The sequence below is a fragment of the Mesorhizobium sp. CO1-1-8 genome (assembly GCF_020164875.1).
GTDB lineage: Bacteria > Pseudomonadota > Alphaproteobacteria > Rhizobiales > Rhizobiaceae > Mesorhizobium.
Genome location: NZ_JAIUGZ010000001.1, coordinates 628,196 through 643,588 on the forward strand (window position 1 = coordinate 628,196; position 15,393 = coordinate 643,588).

The 15,393-nt window shown below is 62.8% G+C and carries 17 protein-coding genes; 7 read left to right on the forward strand and 10 right to left on the reverse strand.

The genetic code is table 11. The annotated features are described in order from the left end of the window. The 3 genes from pdxA to LB558_RS03220 are packed head-to-tail and all read left to right on the forward strand — an operon-like array spanning position 1 to position 2,238. Positions 1-1,029 carry a 4-hydroxythreonine-4-phosphate dehydrogenase PdxA gene (gene pdxA / locus LB558_RS03210; protein WP_224696167.1) on the forward strand — a complete coding sequence of 343 codons (1,029 nt, stop codon included), beginning with the start codon at positions 1-3 and terminating at the stop codon, positions 1,027-1,029. Positions 1,030-1,039: 10 nt separating this feature from the next. Continuing rightward, on the forward strand, positions 1,040-1,879 hold the full coding sequence (rsmA, locus tag LB558_RS03215; protein WP_224696168.1) for a 16S rRNA (adenine(1518)-N(6)/adenine(1519)-N(6))-dimethyltransferase RsmA: 840 nt from the start codon (positions 1,040-1,042) through the stop codon (positions 1,877-1,879). A gap of 8 nt (positions 1,880-1,887) precedes the next feature. Beyond that, positions 1,888-2,238 carry an ASCH domain-containing protein gene (locus LB558_RS03220; RefSeq protein WP_224696169.1) on the forward strand — a complete coding sequence of 117 codons (351 nt, stop codon included), beginning with the start codon at positions 1,888-1,890 and terminating at the stop codon, positions 2,236-2,238. A gap of 5 nt (positions 2,239-2,243) precedes the next feature. Here the strand turns inward: LB558_RS03220 and gmk are convergent, their stop codons facing one another. The 9 genes from gmk to fabD all read right to left on the reverse strand — a co-directional run bounded on the left by gmk (position 2,244) and on the right by fabD (position 9,312). After that, positions 2,244-2,900: a guanylate kinase gene (gene gmk / locus LB558_RS03225; RefSeq protein WP_013532512.1), complete on the reverse strand. Its 657-nt coding sequence runs from the start codon at positions 2,898-2,900 to the stop codon at positions 2,244-2,246. 3 nt (positions 2,901-2,903) lie between these two features. Then, the gene (locus LB558_RS03230; RefSeq protein ID WP_224696170.1) at positions 2,904-3,794 is read right to left on the reverse strand and encodes a YicC/YloC family endoribonuclease; all 891 of its coding nucleotides are present in this window, start codon (positions 3,792-3,794) and stop codon (positions 2,904-2,906) included. Between the two features lie 158 nt (positions 3,795-3,952). Continuing rightward, on the reverse strand, positions 3,953-5,230 hold the full coding sequence (gene mltG, locus LB558_RS03235) for an endolytic transglycosylase MltG (RefSeq protein ID WP_224696171.1): 1,278 nt from the start codon (positions 5,228-5,230) through the stop codon (positions 3,953-3,955). Positions 5,231-5,332: 102 nt separating this feature from the next. Further along, entirely contained in the window at positions 5,333-6,595 is a 1,263-nt protein-coding gene (gene fabF, locus LB558_RS03240) for a beta-ketoacyl-ACP synthase II (protein ID WP_224696172.1), read from the reverse strand. 34 nt (positions 6,596-6,629) lie between these two features. Then, positions 6,630-6,866: an acyl carrier protein gene (locus LB558_RS03245; RefSeq protein WP_006203723.1), complete on the reverse strand. Its 237-nt coding sequence runs from the start codon at positions 6,864-6,866 to the stop codon at positions 6,630-6,632. Between the two features lie 211 nt (positions 6,867-7,077). Next, positions 7,078-7,815, reverse strand: a complete 738-nt coding sequence (gene fabG, locus LB558_RS03250; RefSeq protein ID WP_023813762.1) for a 3-oxoacyl-[acyl-carrier-protein] reductase — start codon at positions 7,813-7,815, stop codon at positions 7,078-7,080. Positions 7,816-7,845: 30 nt separating this feature from the next. Continuing rightward, positions 7,846-8,112 carry a type II toxin-antitoxin system RelE family toxin gene (locus LB558_RS03255; protein WP_224696173.1) on the reverse strand — a complete coding sequence of 89 codons (267 nt, stop codon included), beginning with the start codon at positions 8,110-8,112 and terminating at the stop codon, positions 7,846-7,848. Further along, a complete protein-coding gene (locus tag LB558_RS03260; protein WP_224696174.1) occupies positions 8,096-8,317 on the reverse strand; it encodes a ribbon-helix-helix protein, CopG family in 222 nt (73 codons plus the stop codon). The genes LB558_RS03255 and LB558_RS03260 overlap by 17 nt, the downstream gene beginning before the upstream one ends. Positions 8,318-8,373: 56 nt before the next feature. Further along, positions 8,374-9,312 carry an ACP S-malonyltransferase gene (gene fabD / locus LB558_RS03265; RefSeq protein WP_224696175.1) on the reverse strand — a complete coding sequence of 313 codons (939 nt, stop codon included), beginning with the start codon at positions 9,310-9,312 and terminating at the stop codon, positions 8,374-8,376. Between the two features lie 252 nt (positions 9,313-9,564). Here fabD and LB558_RS03270 point away from each other — a divergent pair, with 252 nt between their 5' ends. Next, the gene (locus tag LB558_RS03270) at positions 9,565-11,520 is read left to right on the forward strand and encodes an LTA synthase family protein (RefSeq protein ID WP_263494513.1); all 1,956 of its coding nucleotides are present in this window, start codon (positions 9,565-9,567) and stop codon (positions 11,518-11,520) included. Between the two features lie 47 nt (positions 11,521-11,567). On the opposite strand, the gene LB558_RS03275 is transcribed toward LB558_RS03270, so the two are convergent. Continuing rightward, positions 11,568-13,226 carry a pilus assembly protein gene (locus LB558_RS03275; RefSeq protein WP_224696177.1) on the reverse strand — a complete coding sequence of 553 codons (1,659 nt, stop codon included), beginning with the start codon at positions 13,224-13,226 and terminating at the stop codon, positions 11,568-11,570. 449 nt (positions 13,227-13,675) lie between these two features. On the opposite strand from LB558_RS03275, the gene rpsF reads away from it, so the two are divergent. The 3 genes from rpsF (at position 13,676) to rplI (ending at position 15,226) form a co-directional block, all read left to right on the forward strand. Then, positions 13,676-14,176 (forward strand): 30S ribosomal protein S6, encoded by a 501-nt coding sequence (gene rpsF, locus LB558_RS03280; RefSeq protein ID WP_013532520.1) that lies wholly within the window; start codon positions 13,676-13,678, stop codon positions 14,174-14,176. After that, the gene (gene rpsR, locus LB558_RS03285) at positions 14,176-14,424 is read left to right on the forward strand and encodes a 30S ribosomal protein S18 (protein ID WP_006203718.1); all 249 of its coding nucleotides are present in this window, start codon (positions 14,176-14,178) and stop codon (positions 14,422-14,424) included. Before rpsF ends, rpsR begins: the two co-directional genes overlap by 1 nt. 217 nt (positions 14,425-14,641) lie before the next feature. Beyond that, complete coding sequence (gene rplI / locus LB558_RS03290; protein ID WP_023813757.1) at positions 14,642-15,226, forward strand: 50S ribosomal protein L9; 585 nt, start codon at positions 14,642-14,644, stop codon at positions 15,224-15,226. The last annotated feature ends 167 nt before the right edge of the window (positions 15,227-15,393 follow it).

Sequence of the window (15,393 nt, forward strand, 5' to 3'; positions counted from 1 at the left end):
GTGGGCAACGCAGTCACTGCGCTCGCGTTGAGCGCCGGCGATCCGTCCGGCATTGGGCCGGAGATCGCCATCGCCGCCTTTATGGCGCGCGTAGCTGCCGCCCTGCCCCCTTTCTACCTGCTCGCCGATCCGGCGTTGATTGCTTCCCGGGCGCGCCTGCTCGGCATCTCGCTGCCGATCGTCGAAGCCACACCGGCACAAGCGGCGCAGGTCTTTGCGCGCGCCTTGCCGATCGTTCCGCTGGCCGCCGGCTGCATCGACAACCCCGGCCGGCCGGATCCGGCCAATGCGGCCGCCACCATCGAGGCCATCGACCGCGCCGTCGCCGATTGCCTTGCCGGCGAAGCCTCGGCCGTGGTCACCTGCCCTATCGCCAAGAAGCCGCTCTACGACGCCGGCTTCCGCTTTCCCGGCCACACCGAATATCTGGCGCATCTGGCGGCCCGGCACAGCGGCGTCGAGGCGATGCCGGTGATGATGCTGGCAGGCCCCGACCTGCGCACCGTTCCCGTCACCATCCACATCGCGCTGGCCGAGGTGCCAAAGACACTGACCACTGAACTGATTGTCGCCACTGCGCGCATCACCGCCGCCGACCTCACCGGCCGTTTCGGCATCGCCAAGCCGAGGCTCGCTATTGCCGGGCTCAATCCGCATGCCGGCGAAGGCGGCGCCATGGGTCTCGAAGACGAGCGAATCGTGCGCCCGGCGGTCGACATCCTGCGTGCCGAAGGGGTTGACGCTTTCGGCCCGCTGCCGGCCGACACGTTATTCCACGCCCGGGCACGGGCCGGCTACGACGCAGCCCTTTGCATGTATCACGACCAGGCGCTGATCCCGGCCAAGGCGCTGGCTTTCGACGAGGCGGTCAATGTCACGCTCGGCCTGCCCTTCATCCGCACCTCGCCCGACCACGGCACCGCCTTCGACATCGCCGGCAAGGGCGTGGCGCGGCCCGACAGCTTGATGGCGGCGCTGAAGCTTGCCCGACGGCTGGCCGACACAAACACGAAGGCAGTTGCCGCATGAGACCGCAGGCATGAGCATCGACGGACTGCCGCCGCTGCGCGAGGTGATCGAGCGTCATGGGCTGCAGGCAAAGAAGGCGCTCGGCCAGAATTTTCTGCTCGACCTCAACCTCACCGGCAAGATCGCCCGCACCGCCGGCGACTTGTCCGATGCAACAGTGATCGAGGTCGGCCCTGGTCCCGGCGGGCTGACCCGCGCCTTGCTTGCCAACGGAGCGCGCCACGTGATCGCCATAGAGCGTGACGAACGTTGCCTGGCTGCTCTTGCCGAAGTGTCCGACCACTATCCCGGCCGGCTGGAGGTTGTTTCCGGCGATGCGCTGAAGACGGATTTCGTGGCACTTGCCAGTCGAGCGACCGGCAATGGCGGCCCGGTCAAGATCGTGGCCAACCTGCCCTACAACATCGGCACGGAGCTGCTGGTGCGCTGGTTGACGGTCAGCGACTGGCCGCCTTTCTACACCTCGATGACTTTGATGTTCCAGCGCGAGGTGGCCGAGCGCATCGTCGCGCCCGCCGGCAGCGACAGCTATGGCCGGCTGGGGGTTCTTGCCGGCTGGCGGACGGAGGCGAGGATCGCCTTCGACGTACCGCCACAGGCATTCACGCCGCCGCCAAAGGTCACCTCCTCGGTGGTGCATCTGGTGCCGCGCACGACGCCCCTGCCCGCCGAGGTGAAGAAACTCGGCCGCGTCACCGAAGCCGCCTTCGGCCAACGTCGCAAGATGCTGCGGCAAAGCGTGAAGAGCCTCGGTGGCGAGGCTCTTCTCGAACGAGCCGGCATTGATCCGACGCGCCGCGCCGAGACGCTCAGCGTCGAGGAATTCGTGCGGCTGACCAATGCGGTATGAGGATTGACATGCAGGAACTTGGGGTGGTGCCTCGACTTTTCCCGCTTGTTGTGGCTGGGCAAAAGACGTCCACCATACGCTGGCGCGAAGTGACGATCGTGCCGGGTTACATGCGCTATGTCTGCGATGGTGACACCACATCGACAGCCATCGTGTGGGTTACGCGCTGTACGGAGATGCCGTTGTCGGAAGCTGCCGCCTTTCTCGGGCGGGAAAGCGAATGGCCAAGGGATGTCATGCTGTCTGGAATGCGCGAGCACTATCCTGAGATCGAATGGACCGACATCGTGCAGATCGTCGAACATCTGACGCTGGCCGATAGCATGCGTATATCCAACTACCCGGCTGCCACACCGTAGCCGGTTCAGCCAGTCTTTTCGTCCAACAGTCCCGAGACAAAATCGAACAGGCCCGGCCGGCGATCGCGTCTCAGCCGCTCGGCGACGACGATGCCGCGCACTTCGGCGAAGGCCCGGTCGAGGTCGTCGTTGACGATGACGAAATCATATTCCTTCCAGTGCTCGATCTCGTTGCGGGCGTTTTTCAGCCGCGTTTCGATCACCGCCTCCTGGTCTTCGGCGCGGCGCTTCAGCCGTGCCTTCAACTCCTTCATCGATGGCGGCAGGATGAAGATCGAGACAATGTCGGCGCGCATCTTCTCCTTGAGCTGCTGGGCGCCCTGCCAGTCGATGTCGAACAGCATGTCGCGCCCTTCAGACAGCGCCAGTTCGGCAGGTTCGCGCGGTGTCGCATAGCAATTGCCATGCACCTCGGCCCACTCCAGCAGCGCGTCGGAATCACGAAGCCGCTCGAATTCGCGCATCGTCCGGAAATGATAGTGGACGCCTTCGATCTCGCTTCCGCGGCGCGGCCTGGTGGTGACCGAGACCGACAGTTCGAGGCTGGAATCGCTTTCCAGAAGATTGCGCGCGATCGTCGACTTGCCGGCGCCGGATGGCGACGACAGGACGAGCATCAGGCCCCGGCGGCGAATGCGGGACCCCAAATCCTTGGCAACCATCGGCTACTCCAGATTCTGGATCTGTTCACGAAACTGGTCGACCACCGCCTTCAGGTCCAGCCCGATCGCGGTGACGGCGGCGGCATTCGACTTGGAACACAGCGTATTCGATTCGCGGTTAAATTCCTGTGCCAGAAAATCGAGCTTGCGACCGACCGCGCCGCCGCCCACCAGCAGTGCCCGGCCGGATGCGACATGCGTTTTCAGCCGGTCGATCTCTTCGCGAATATCGGCCTTGGTGGCCAGGAACGCCGCCTCCATGTGCAGTCGGGCGGCATCCAGGTTGGCGGAAGCGTCCATCAGCAGCCTGACCTGCTCGGCGATGCGTTCGCGGATTACCGCCGTCTCGCGGGATGGATCCACTTCTGCCCGCAGCGTCAGCGCCTCGATTGTGTCGATATGACCCGACAACAGCAAAGCCAGCGCAGCCCCTTCGCCCTGCCGTGCCTGTTCGAGCCCGTTCAGGGCCACTTCGAGCGCGGTCATGATCGCTGCATCGAGCGCGGTCCTTGCCTCATCGGTTTCGACAGTTTCGGGAATGTCGAGCACGCCGCGCAGCGAAAGCAGTCCATCTGACGTCGCGGGAGCAACGCCGAATTGCTCCTGCAGCCGCTTGGCGAGCCCGGCCAGGTCCTTCAGGAAGGCTTCGTTGACGACCGGCTGCGCCTGCGCGCCGACGGCACGGCCGATGGTCAGCGTCGCCTGAAAATTGCCGCGTGCAAAACGCTTCTGAAGTATCTGCCGGACAGCCGGTTCCAACCGCTCGAAGCCTTGCGGCAGCCGCAGCCGTACCTCGACGCTCTTGCCGTTGACGGACTTGACCTCCCAGGCGATCGAAGTGCCTTCGTGCTCGGCGACGGCACGTGCAAAACCGGTCATGCTCTGCAAATTCATGTCGCCCACACGTCCCTGGCACATCGCCCCGAACCGGCTTTCCGGGACAGGAGCAAGTGCGGCTTGAAAATGACTGCGCCGCAGGCGTGTCGAAATCGGACGCGCGGCGCTCTTCCAAATGTCAGGGCGTCGCCTGTCGGGCAACGCCTTTCTTCATTCTACTGGGCAGCGCCCGCGTCACCGCCGCTGTCCTCGGCGCCGTCAGCCGGCCCACCGGTCGGCCCACTGTCAGTCGGCCCACTGTCAGTCGGCTTGACGGCATTGCTGTCGTCGGCACCGGTCGTCTTGGCGGCTTTGGCGGCGTCATCGGCCTGCTTCTTCTGCAGCGCGCGATAGCGGGCGACATTCTCGTTGTGCTCGTCCAGCGTCGCGGCAAAGACGTGCCCGCCGGTGCCGTCGGCGACGAAATAGAGGTCGTCGGTCTTCGACGGATTGGCCACCGCCTCCAGCGCTGCACGACCCGGATTGGCGATCGGCGTCGGCGGCAAGCCGTTGATCACATAGGTGTTGTAGGGGGTCTGTTTCTGGATGTCCGACTGGTAGATCGGTCGGTCCGCCGGCTTTCCCTTGCCGCCGAACAGCCCGTAGATGATGGTCGGATCGGATTGCAGGCGCATGCCCTTGGCAAGCCGGTTCAGGAAGACGGCGGCAACCCGTGAACGCTCGTCACCCTTGCCCGTCTCCTTCTCGACGATCGACGCCAGCGTAACGAACTCTTCGACGTTGGCCAGCGGCAAGTCCGGCGCGCGCCGCTGCCAGACATCGTCAACCAGCTTCTTTTGATCCGCCAGCAGCTTGTCGACCATCTGCTGGCGTGTCGCGCCGCGCGTGAAACGCAGCGTGTCGGTGGCGAGGCTGCCCTCCGGCGGCGTGGTTGCCGGCATGTCGCCGCTCAAGGCAGGCTCGTCGGCGATGCGCTGCAGCGCCTGCTCGACCGTCAGCCCTTCGGGAACGGTCAGCGAATACATCACCGACTTGCCGCTCTTCAAAAGCTCCATAATGTCGCGCATGGAAGCCCTGGGCTTGATCTCGTACTCGCCGGCCTTCAGCGCGGAATCATTGCCGAAGGCCCGCACGCCAAGACGGAATACCCGGGCATCGCTGATCAGTCCGCGGCGCTCGAGTTGGTCGGCGATATCCTGGACGCCGGTGTTCGGCTTGACCAGGAAGGTGTCGCCGTTGGCCGAGGGGCCGGGCTCGGTGAATTCCTGCTTGCCGAAATAGACCGCGACGCCGGCGGCCAGAACCATCAACATCACCGAAGAGATGACGAAGTTCATGAACACGACGACCTGGCTGCGTGATGCACGCGAGCGCTTCGGCGGCGGCGTGCCGGCCTCCGGCCGCAACGCCTCGCTGGCCGTTTTCGGCACGATCGGTCCGGACGTCGCCGGCCGTTGCCCGAATTCTCCGTTGCCTGCCGGATTTGTGTTCATTTCGCCCTACCGTTTGATCGCCCAACGAATCCCCAGCGGCAGAGTAGGGGCGAATATGGCAAAATTGACGGCACGCCGAAGCGTCGCCCGGCAGCCGGACGATCAGCCATTGTAGCGCTGGAAGACCAGCGACGCATTGGTCCCGCCAAAGCCGAAGGAATTGGACAGCGCCACGTCGATCTGGCGGGCACGCGGCTTGTTCGGCACCAGGTCGATCGCGGTTTCGCGCTCCGGGTTGTCGAGGTTGATGGTCGGCGGCGCGACATTGTCCCTGATGGCAAGGATCGAAAAGATCGCTTCGGCGGCACCGGCCGCCCCGAGCAGATGGCCGATCGACGACTTGGTGGACGACATCGAAATCTTCGATGCCGCATTGCCGACAAGCCGCTCGACAGCGCCGAGCTCAATCGTGTCGGCCATTGTCGAGGTGCCGTGCGCGTTGATGTAGTCGACATCGGCAGGCGTCAACTTGGCCCGATTGAGTGCCGCCGTCATGCAACGGAAGGCCCCATCGCCATCCTCGGCGGGCGCCGTGATGTGATGCGCGTCGCCGGTGAGACCATAACCCGTCACCTCGGCATAGATCTTGGCGCCGCGTGCCTTGGCGTGTTCGAGTTCCTCGAGCACGACAACGCCGGCGCCCTCGCCCATGACGAAGCCGTCGCGGTCGCGATCATAGGGCCGCGACGCCGTTTGCGGCGAATCATTGCGTTCCGTCGACAGCGCCCGGCATGCGGCAAAGCCGGCGATCGACAGCCGCGTCACCGGCGCCTCGGCACCACCGGCGACCATCACGTCGGCGTCGCCCCACATGATCAGCCGGGCAGCATCGCCAATGGCGTGCGCGCCGGTCGAACAGGCCGTGACGACGGCATGGTTCGGGCCTTTCAGCCCGTGCCGGATCGAAACCTGCCCAGAGACGAGATTGATGATCTGGCCCGGAATGAAGAAAGGGCTGATGCGGCGCGGGCCGCGCTCCTTGAGGATCATCGCGTTCTCGGCGATGCCCTCGATGCCGCCGATGCCGGAGCCGATCAGGACGCCGGTGGCGCACTGCTCTTCATGCGTCTTGGGTTCCCAGCCGGAATCCTTCAGCGCCTCGTCGGCGGCGGCAATCCCGTACAGGATGAAGTCGCCGATCTTGCGCAATTCCTTCGGCTCGAGCACGGCCTCGGGATTGAAGGTGGCATTGCTGCCGTCGCCACGCGGAATGACGTGAGCGATCTTGCAAGCAAGATCCTCCACCTCGAACTCGGTGATGCGCTTGGCAGCGCTGCTGCCGGTCAGAAGTTGCTTCCAGCTGTGCTCAAAGCCCATGCCGAACGGCGACAGCAACCCAAGGCCCGTGACGACGACACGCCTCATCGCAGGTCCTCCCCGGTGATGACTGCGGAAAGCGTCAGGCCGATGCCTTGTCGATGTACTTCACGGCATCGCCGACGGTCAGGATGGTCTCGGCGGCGTCGTCGGGAATCTCGACGCCGAATTCTTCTTCGAACGCCATGACGAGTTCGACCGTGTCGAGGCTGTCGGCGCCCAGATCATCGATGAAGCTCGCCTGCTCCGTCACTTTGTCGGCATCGACGCCAAGGTGCTCGATGACGATCTTCTTGACGCGCTCTGCGGTGTCACTCATTTGGGCATCCTCGTCTTTTGTTTGTCTGTCTTCGTTAGCGGGCAGAATGCCGCTAATCAAGCTGAAAGATGGTCCTGCCGGAAACGCAACGACTACGGACCGGTTTTTGCCCGAACCGCCGGGTTGCGGGCCGCATTACACGAAAAATAGCTGAGGTCCAAGCCGAAATGGTCTCTTTTCACAACCCGCCGGCGTTGGTGCCGAACCTCGTTCAAATCATAGCCATGCCGCCATTTACGTGGATGGTCTGGCCAGTGACGTAGGCGGCTTCGTTGGAGGCGAGATAAGCGACGGCGGACGCGACTTCGACGCTGGTGCCCATGCGCCGCGTCGGGATCGCCGCCATGATCGCCTCTTTCTGCTTGTCGTTGAGCTTGTCTGTCATCGCCGATTCGATAAAGCCCGGGGCGACGCAGTTGACGGTGATGTTGCGGGTGGCGATCTCCTGTGCCAGCGATTTGGAAAAGCCGATCATGCCGGCCTTTGAGGCACAGTAATTGGTCTGGCCGGGATTGCCGGTGACGCCGACCACCGAGGTGATGTTGATGATGCGGCCATGGCGGCGGCGCATCATCGGATGGGTGAGTTCGCGGGTCAGCCTGAACACGGCCGTCAGGTTGACCTCGAGCACGGTGTCCCAGTCGGCATCCGACATGCGCACGAACAGCCCGTCCTTGGTGATGCCGGCGTTGTTGACCAGGATGTCGACGCCTTCGAGATCGGCCTCGGCTTTCTGGCCGAGCGCCTTGACCTCGTCACGGTTGGACAAATTGGCCGGGAACAGCTTGACCCGGTCGCCAAGCTCGCTAGCCAGCGCTTCCAGTTTCTCGACGCGGGTGCCATGCAGGCCAACGATCGCGCCCTGCGCATGCAGCATCCGGGCGATCGCCTCGCCGATGCCTCCCGATGCGCCGGTGACGAGCGCCTTGCGGCCAGTCAATTCGAACATGTCTTTTCCTTCTCTCAGTCGGGCGGGCGACTATCTGTAGACGTCACCGCGGTGACCTATCGTTACCACCAGAATGACCAACCGGTTGTCTTGCACATCGCAGATAATGCGATAATCCCCAACCCGATATCTCCAAAAAGTCGCGAGGGGGCCTTTCAGCGGCTTGCCGGCCTCACGAGGATTGTCGAGTCCTGCGATGCGGTTTTCGATGAAATCGCGGATACGATGACGCGTTTGCGGATCCAGCTTTTCGACAAATTTGCGCGCTAAATAAGCGTATTCAAGCGTCCAGGCCACGCCAGAAGTCCTCGCCCTTTACGACTTCCTCTTCGCCACGCCTGATCCGTTCCAGAACTTCGGCCGCGAGGTAGTAATCTTCCATTTCCTCGATGCCGCGTTCGATGAGTTCGCGCAGATAGTAAGCCTTGCTCCGACCGGTCCTGGCCGCAAGGAAATCTAGACGCTCCTCCATTTCAGGGGCCAGTCGTATGGATGTAGGCATGACGATCTCCCGCGAATACATGTATTCATGTACAACCGCATAACCGGGAATTCAAGTCAGAGCGCCGCCATGGCCGCCTCGACCTCAGCCGAGGTGCCGACCGACGCGGTGGCGATATCGCGGTTGATGCGCCGCGCCAATCCTGAAAGCACCTTGCCGGCGCCAATCTCGTAAAGCGTGGTGACGCCATTTGCGCCGAACCATTCCACCGTCTCGCGCCAGCGTACGCGGCCGGTTATCTGTTCGACCAGGCGGCGGGCGATCTCGTCCGGATCGCTGCTCGGGCTGACCGTGACATTGGAGAGGACGGGAACCACCGGCGCGTTCCTTGCCACCCCGGCCAGGGCTTCGCGCATGACGTTCGCGGCCGGCGCCATCAGCGCCGAATGGAAGGGCGCGGACACCTGCAGCATCAGCGCGCGCTTGGCGCCCTTTTCCGTGCACAGTCTGGCCGCCAGTTCGACCGCGGCCCTGGCGCCGGAAATGACCAGTTGGCCGCCGCCATTGTCGTTGGCGATCTGACAGACAGAGCCTTTGGCGGCTTCCGCGCAAGCGGCTTCAACATCGGCCTGTTCCAATCCGATGATCGCCGCCATGGCGCCCTCGCCCGCCGGCACCGCCGCCTGCATGGCATTGCCACGGATGCGCAGCAGTCTGGCGGCATCCGCAACCGAAACGAAGCCAGCGGCCGCGAGCGCCGAATATTCGCCCAGCGAATGACCGGCGACGTAGGCGACCTTGCCTTTCAGCGAGAAGCCGCGCGATTCCAGCGCCCGGATCACGGCCAGCGACACTGCCATCAGCGCCGGCTGCGCGTTGGCGGTTAGCGTCAACGTCTCTTCCGGCCCTTCCCAGATCAGCTTCGACAGGTTTTCGCCGAGCGCGTCGTCGACTTCCTGGAAGATCCTGCGCGCCTCGGGAAAGGCGTCGGCGAGATCCTTGCCCATGCCGACTGCCTGGCTGCCTTGTCCAGGAAAGGTGAATGCAACGGCCATGCGCGGGCTCCCAAGGGCTGGTTTTGCTTGCCTGATAGACGAATTTTTCTTGCCTGTGACGCAAGGCAGGCCGCCAAGTCAAGCCCGGTTCGCCGCTGCCCGGCGTCCACTTTGCCTGCCGAGTGCCTGTTCCCAAAGGCTTTTTGGCGATCACTCCTGATGAAAACCGCTCACGATTCGTTTGCTGGCTCTTCTTATTTTGGCCACAGGCGCTAGCTTTGCGTGACAATTCCATGACAATCGAGTGACGTGTTGTCGCTGGGTGGGGAAGTTAAAGTGGCGAAGAGTTACAAACGCGCCGGCAAGGCAGCGGCACAGTTCCTGGAAGACGATCCCTCCACCGGCTATCTGCCCGGCAGGAGATGGCCGGTCGTGCGCTATGGGCTGATCAGCCTGGCGATCGCCGCCATCCTGGTGTTTGCCATCGAACTGATCGTGCGCGGCGACTTTGCCGGCACGGTCTCCTTCTTCCTGCAGCCGCTCAAGCCGGGCTGGACCACCATCGTCGTGTTCGCGCTGATCCTGATCGGCCTCGATGCGGTGCTCGGCCGCAGCCACCAGAGTCTGATGATCGTCGCGCCGCTGACGCTTTCCCTTGCCTTCGTCGGACACCAGAAATCGCATTATCTCGGCGATCCGCTCTATCCGACCGATTTCCTCTATGCCCGCCAGATCTTCGCGCTGCTGCCGCTTTTGGTGCGCGACCGGCCGATGACCGCGCTCGCCATGGTCGTCGGCATCGTCGCCGGCCTGTCGCTGCTCGTCTATGGCTGGCGGCTGTGGCGCCGCAAGGTTCCGGCACTCAGCCACAAAGGCCGCCTTGCCCGACTGACGCTGGCAGTGCCGCTGCTTGCCTTCTTCGTTTCGATCATGGACTACGCCACCTTCTCCTGGACCAGGGACCGGCTGCAGATCATCCCGATCATGTGGGACCAGAAGGAAAACTATGCCTCCAACGGCTTCGCGCTGGCCTTTGCGCTCAATGTGCCGATGGCGCATGTCTCGGCGCCGCCGGGCTATTCCGACAAGGCGATCGCGGCGATCGCCAGGCCTGACGTGACCGCCTCGGTGCCGGCCGAGAAGCCCGACATCATCATCGTCATGAGCGAATCCTTCTGGGATCCGACCAAGCTGCCTGGCGTCACCATCACGCCCGATCCAATCCCCAATGTGCGGGCGCTGCGCTCGGGCTCGATGTTCTCGCCGGAGTTCGGCGGCATGACCGCCAATATCGAGTTCGAGGCGCTGACCGGCTTCTCCAACGCGTTCCTGCCGGCCGGCAGCATCCCCTACCAGCAATATGTGCGCACGCCGACGCCTTCGCTCGCGACCTTCCTGAAGAGCCAGGGTTACCGGGCGCGCGCCATCCATCCGGGCACCAACTGGTTCTGGAACCGTGGCGCGGTCTACGCCGATTTCGGCTTCAACGATTTCAAGTCGGAAGAGACGCTGCCGCCGATGCAAAGGCGCGGGCCACTGGCATCGGATGCCGCGATGACCGACGAGATCATCAGCGAGGCCGACGCCAGCGACGAGCCGGTGTTCTTCTTTGCAGTCAGCCTGCAAAACCACGGTCCCTACGAGCCGAACCGCTATTACAATCCCACGCATAGGGTGCAGGCGCCGATCAGCCAGTGGGCGCGCGAATCGCTGCTCAGCTACGCCGAAGGCTCTGCCGATGCCGATCGCGGTCTCGAACGCCTGGTCGAATGGGCAAAGACACGCTCGCGCCCCACCGTGATCGCCTTCTTCGGCGACCATCTGCCGCCGCTGGGACCGGTCTACGTCGAAACCGGCTTCATGAAGGACAATGTCGCGCCGCGCAAGGAAGCGTCGCCCGAGGCTGCCCTCGAGCATCATGAGACGCCGCTGGTCATCTGGTCGAACCGCACCGGGCCGGCTGAGCACATGGGCGCCGTCAGCCCGGCCTTCCTGCCCTATCATATCCTGAAGACGGCTGGCATCAGCCATCCCTACTACACTGGATTCCTGGGCGAGATGAGCGAACGCTACCGTGTCGTCGACCGCAATTTGCTGCTGACGCCGGCTGGCGAGGCCACGCCCGATTGGGCGCGGCAGAAGGAGATCGATCCCGCGATCCGCGATTTCCGCCTGCTGCAGTACGATATGATGTTCGGCAAACGCCACGCGGCGCCCGACTTCTTCCCCGAAACGGTCGACAAGATTGTCGCCGCCCATACGAGTTGAGACCAGCGATTCGCTCAGAGCCGGCTGGTCCGTCTCGGATCGCGCGTTCAGTTCGTCAATTGCAGCTTCGAGAACTTGTTGGCAATCTGCTGGAAGACGTCCGGCAATTTGGTCGGATCGTTGACTGCGTAATAGCCGCTCGGATCAGAGGCGCATGCGCTGTAAAGCGCACGGTTGGCTGCGGTGTCGGACTGCAGCACCATGGTGTAGATCTGCACGCCCTGGTCTTTCAATTGGGTGCAGACGCTTTTGGTCCAGCCATCGACGTTGCGTGCCGCCGTCGTCTGGTTATCCGATCCGAAACGACCGCCGGCCAGATAGCCGTACGATGTGTAGTCAGACTTCGTCAGCTGTTGGCTGGCGCCATAGACGACGTTCTCACCGTCGGTGAGCAACAGCACGATCTTGCTGATTCCGGGCGTCTTCCACGGCGCTCCATCGGTGTAGGGCGCGGCGGGCGACAGCACCCGCATACCCCATGACAGACCCTCGGAGACATTAGTGCCCGAACCGTTCCACTCGGTCATCTGACTGGCCGCCTTGCGAAGCTTGTCGAAATCGTCGGTCAGGGGGACCACCGGAGTCGGACACGCACGGTTCGGGCCGACATTGATGGGAGAGCCGATCTCGGTGATGAGTTCCTTGGCGGGCGCAACATATTTGGCGATCTTTTCCCTGGCAGCCCTGTCATCGGGCGACAAAAGTTCGATGAGATTGCCGAGCAGGTTGCTAAGATCGATGCCCAGAATGTTGATGCCAGACTGGGCAAGCGTGGTTTTGTCGCTGACATCGTTGAGATAGGAGTTGTTGTAGTATTTATCCGAATTGCCATAGGAGCCAGACGGCTTTTGGGCATCTTCGGGATCGTCCGGCGCAAAGTACGGCACGAACAGTGTGTCGGGCTTGGCCGGGTCGGGTGGCGTGTCGGAGATATTGTAAGCGCCTGGCCGCGCCTCGACACAACCCTTCCATCCGGTGCCATTCCATCCGGCATCGGTCCATCCGGTCTTCTTGAGCTGTTTGAAGAGCGCCATGTGGTTCGGCCGCTTGCCGTCGATGACGGGAAAATTGACGCCGTTGGTTGAGGACTTGCCGTCCATGTCGATCCAGGACGGGTCGAAGCCGTCGCCATTGACGTTGACGGCCGTTACGAAAGGAACCAGCGAGGCGCGGATCTTGCGCGTTGGCGATTTCGCCGCTTCGAGCGTGTCGAGCAACGATTTTGTCGCCGTCCTCAGCGCCGTCATGCGCGCGCCGGCCATCGAGCCGGTGTTGTCCAGCACCAGCACGACTTCGAGCTGGTTGTTCGATTCGACCGCCGAGGCATTCACCACGATGTGCCTGCTGTCGCCGAAGAGGAAAGCGAAGTTGAGATTGACGTCCGCCGAGGCAACCGCCTTTGTCTTGACGAAGTTGACACCCTTGTCGACAGTCAACGTCGCCTGCGCATTGCCGAGCTCGCCATGACCGACGATGTTGGCCTGGAAATAGCGGTTGAAAGCGTCGTTGCGGGTGATGTCGAGATCGCCAAGGTGCGAAGACGCAAGGTTTGCCGAATCGAGAGCGTTCTGCAAATTGCTCTTGGCTCGCATAAGGGTCGAGACATCGGTTGCGAAAGCGACAGCCGTCAGGATGACTGGCAAGCCCAGTCCCAGCACGAGCGTGAAATTGCCGGTCTTCGAGCGCCAGAATTTGTTGAGAAGCATCCTTGCCCCCGGAAATGCTTGCCGCTTTTGCGCGGTTGTCCGGGCTTTTGCGCCTTCCATGATGAATCGACCGTTGACGGCAGGCTTCAACTCCACACAACCTGCTGGTGTGGTTAAGACGTGGTTGCCGGAAACCAAAACTTCAGCGGTCGCGGCTCTCCGGTTGTCGGCTGTGACACGGGAATGCCGCTTGCCCTTGCTTTGCGGCCGGATTGCTGTATAGACGCCCGCAATCTGCCGGTCCTTGCTGGGGGCTGAACGGAGGGCCGGAGGTTTTTTAGAACCTTCGTGTGAAGCCGGAAGTGCTTCCGCCTCCCGTGTCTCCGCTCTCGACCGTCTCGTCATGCTCCTTTCTTCCCCCTGCCCCTTCGAGGGTTTTGCGGGTCAGAGAAGTTGCAGAGGCTTTTGCCGCCGGGAACCGGGAGAGAAACGAAGAAAGGCATAACATAATGGCTCTTTACGAACATGTGTTTCTTGCCCGGCAGGACCTCTCGCAGCAGCAGGTCGATGCGCTTGTCGAACAGTACAAGGGTGTCATCTCCGCAAATGGCGGGTCCGTCGGCCGGGTCGAGAACTGGGGACTGAAGTCCCTCACCTACCGGGTCAACAAGAACCGGAAGGCTTACTACACGCTGATGGACCTGAATTGCCCGGCGGCCGCGCTCAACGAGATGGAGCGCCAGATGGGCCTGTCCGAAGACGTGCTGCGTTTCCTGACCATCAAGGTCGAGGCGCATGAGGAAGGCCCGTCGGCCATGATGCAGAAGCGCGAAGAGCGCTCGGAACGCGGCGGCTTCGGCGACCGCGACCGTGGCGATCGTGGTCCGCGCTCGTTCGGCGATCGCGATCGCGGCGACCGTGGCGATCGTCCGCCGCGCTCGTTCGGCGACGCTGGTGCCGATCGTGGTCCGCGCCGTCCGCGCGAAGGCTTTGAAGGGGGTGCAGAATAATGGTCGACATCAATCAGATCCCGACCCGGCGCCCGTTCCATCGCCGCCGCAAGACCTGCCCGTTCTCCGGCGCCAACGCGCCCAAGATCGACTACAAGGACGTGCGTCTGCTGCAGCGCTACATTTCCGAGCGCGGCAAGATCGTGCCGTCGCGCATCACCGCCGTCAGCCAGAAGAAGCAGCGCGAACTCGCCAAGGCGATCAAGCGCGCCCGCTTCCTCGGCCTGCTGCCCTACGTGGTTCGCTAACATCTCAATGCGGGCGGTTCGCCGCCCGCTCTTCTCCCACGGCGACGGGCGCCGCAGGGTTGGACATCAAATCCCGGGTTGAGGTCAAAACCTCTAACTGCCGCAACAGGCAGGACAGCGACACCAGCGCCAAAGGCGCTCAAGCTTCCTGCCTGTTCCCAAGACATTCGGCGTCGATCTTATCGATCGATTGACGCCCAACCGAAGGAACAAAAGCATGGACGTAATTCTTCTCGAACGCGTTTCCCGCCTCGGCCAGATGGGCGATACCGTCAAGGTCAAGGATGGCTTCGCCCGTAACTTCCTGCTGCCGCAGGGCAAGGCGCTGCGCGCCAACGAAGCCAACAAGAAGAAGTTCGAAGGCCAGCGCGCCCAACTCGAAGCCCGCAACCTCGAGCGCAAGTCGGAAGCAGCCCAGGTCGCTGAAAAGCTCGACGGCAAGAGCTTCATCGCCGTTCGCTCCGCCGGTGAAACCGGCCAGCTCTACGGTTCCGTTTCGACCCGCGACATCGCCGATCTGCTGACGGCGGAAGGTTTTTCGATCAACCGCAACCAGATCCTGCTCAACCAGCCGATCAAGACCATCGGTGTCACCAATGTGGCGATCGCGCTGCATCCGGAAGTCGAGGTCACCGTCACGCTCAACATCGCGCGCACGGCCGACGAAGCCGAGCGCCAGGCCAAGGGCGAGACACTGACCACCGCCGAAGCCATCTATGGCGACGACATCAACGACAACGCCCGGCCGGAGAACTTCTTCGATCCGAACACCGAGTTCGAGGGCGGCGAAGACAACGCTTGATCACACGTCGCAAGACGATTGGAGCCATGGGCTGATCACGACTTAAAGCCAAGCTCCTATCACTTTGCCGTCATCCAGCCATGCTGGACCAATGCCCGGGCCTCTCGCCTGGGCATTTTTGTGCCAAATGGAACTTTTCGAACCCCTATATATTGTTGCAGACTATG

Bases quoted from the DNA above. Each gene is read 5' to 3' on its own strand.
- mltG (WP_224696171.1), bottom strand. From the start codon at position 5,230: ATGAACACAAATCCGGCAGGCAACGGAGAATTCGGGCAACGGCCGGCG.
- fabF (WP_224696172.1), bottom strand. From the start codon at position 6,595: ATGAGGCGTGTCGTCGTCACGGGCCTTGGGTTGCTGTCGCCGTTCGGC.
- LB558_RS03245 (WP_006203723.1), bottom strand. From the start codon at position 6,866: ATGAGTGACACCGCAGAGCGCGTCAAGAAGATCGTCATCGAGCACCTT.
- LB558_RS03260 (WP_224696174.1), bottom strand. From the start codon at position 8,317: ATGCCTACATCCATACGACTGGCCCCTGAAATGGAGGAGCGTCTAGAT.
- rsmA (WP_224696168.1), top strand. From the start codon at position 1,040: ATGAGCATCGACGGACTGCCGCCGCTGCGCGAGGTGATCGAGCGTCAT.
- fabD (WP_224696175.1), bottom strand. From the start codon at position 9,312: ATGGCCGTTGCATTCACCTTTCCTGGACAAGGCAGCCAGGCAGTCGGC.
- rpsF (WP_013532520.1), top strand. From the start codon at position 13,676: ATGGCTCTTTACGAACATGTGTTTCTTGCCCGGCAGGACCTCTCGCAG.
- LB558_RS03220 (WP_224696169.1), top strand. From the start codon at position 1,888: ATGCAGGAACTTGGGGTGGTGCCTCGACTTTTCCCGCTTGTTGTGGCT.
- fabG (WP_023813762.1), bottom strand. From the start codon at position 7,815: ATGTTCGAATTGACTGGCCGCAAGGCGCTCGTCACCGGCGCATCGGGA.
- rpsR (WP_006203718.1), top strand. From the start codon at position 14,176: ATGGTCGACATCAATCAGATCCCGACCCGGCGCCCGTTCCATCGCCGC.
- LB558_RS03230 (WP_224696170.1), bottom strand. From the start codon at position 3,794: ATGAATTTGCAGAGCATGACCGGTTTTGCACGTGCCGTCGCCGAGCAC.
- rplI (WP_023813757.1), top strand. From the start codon at position 14,642: ATGGACGTAATTCTTCTCGAACGCGTTTCCCGCCTCGGCCAGATGGGC.
- LB558_RS03275 (WP_224696177.1), bottom strand. From the start codon at position 13,226: ATGCTTCTCAACAAATTCTGGCGCTCGAAGACCGGCAATTTCACGCTC.
- gmk (WP_013532512.1), bottom strand. From the start codon at position 2,900: ATGGTTGCCAAGGATTTGGGGTCCCGCATTCGCCGCCGGGGCCTGATG.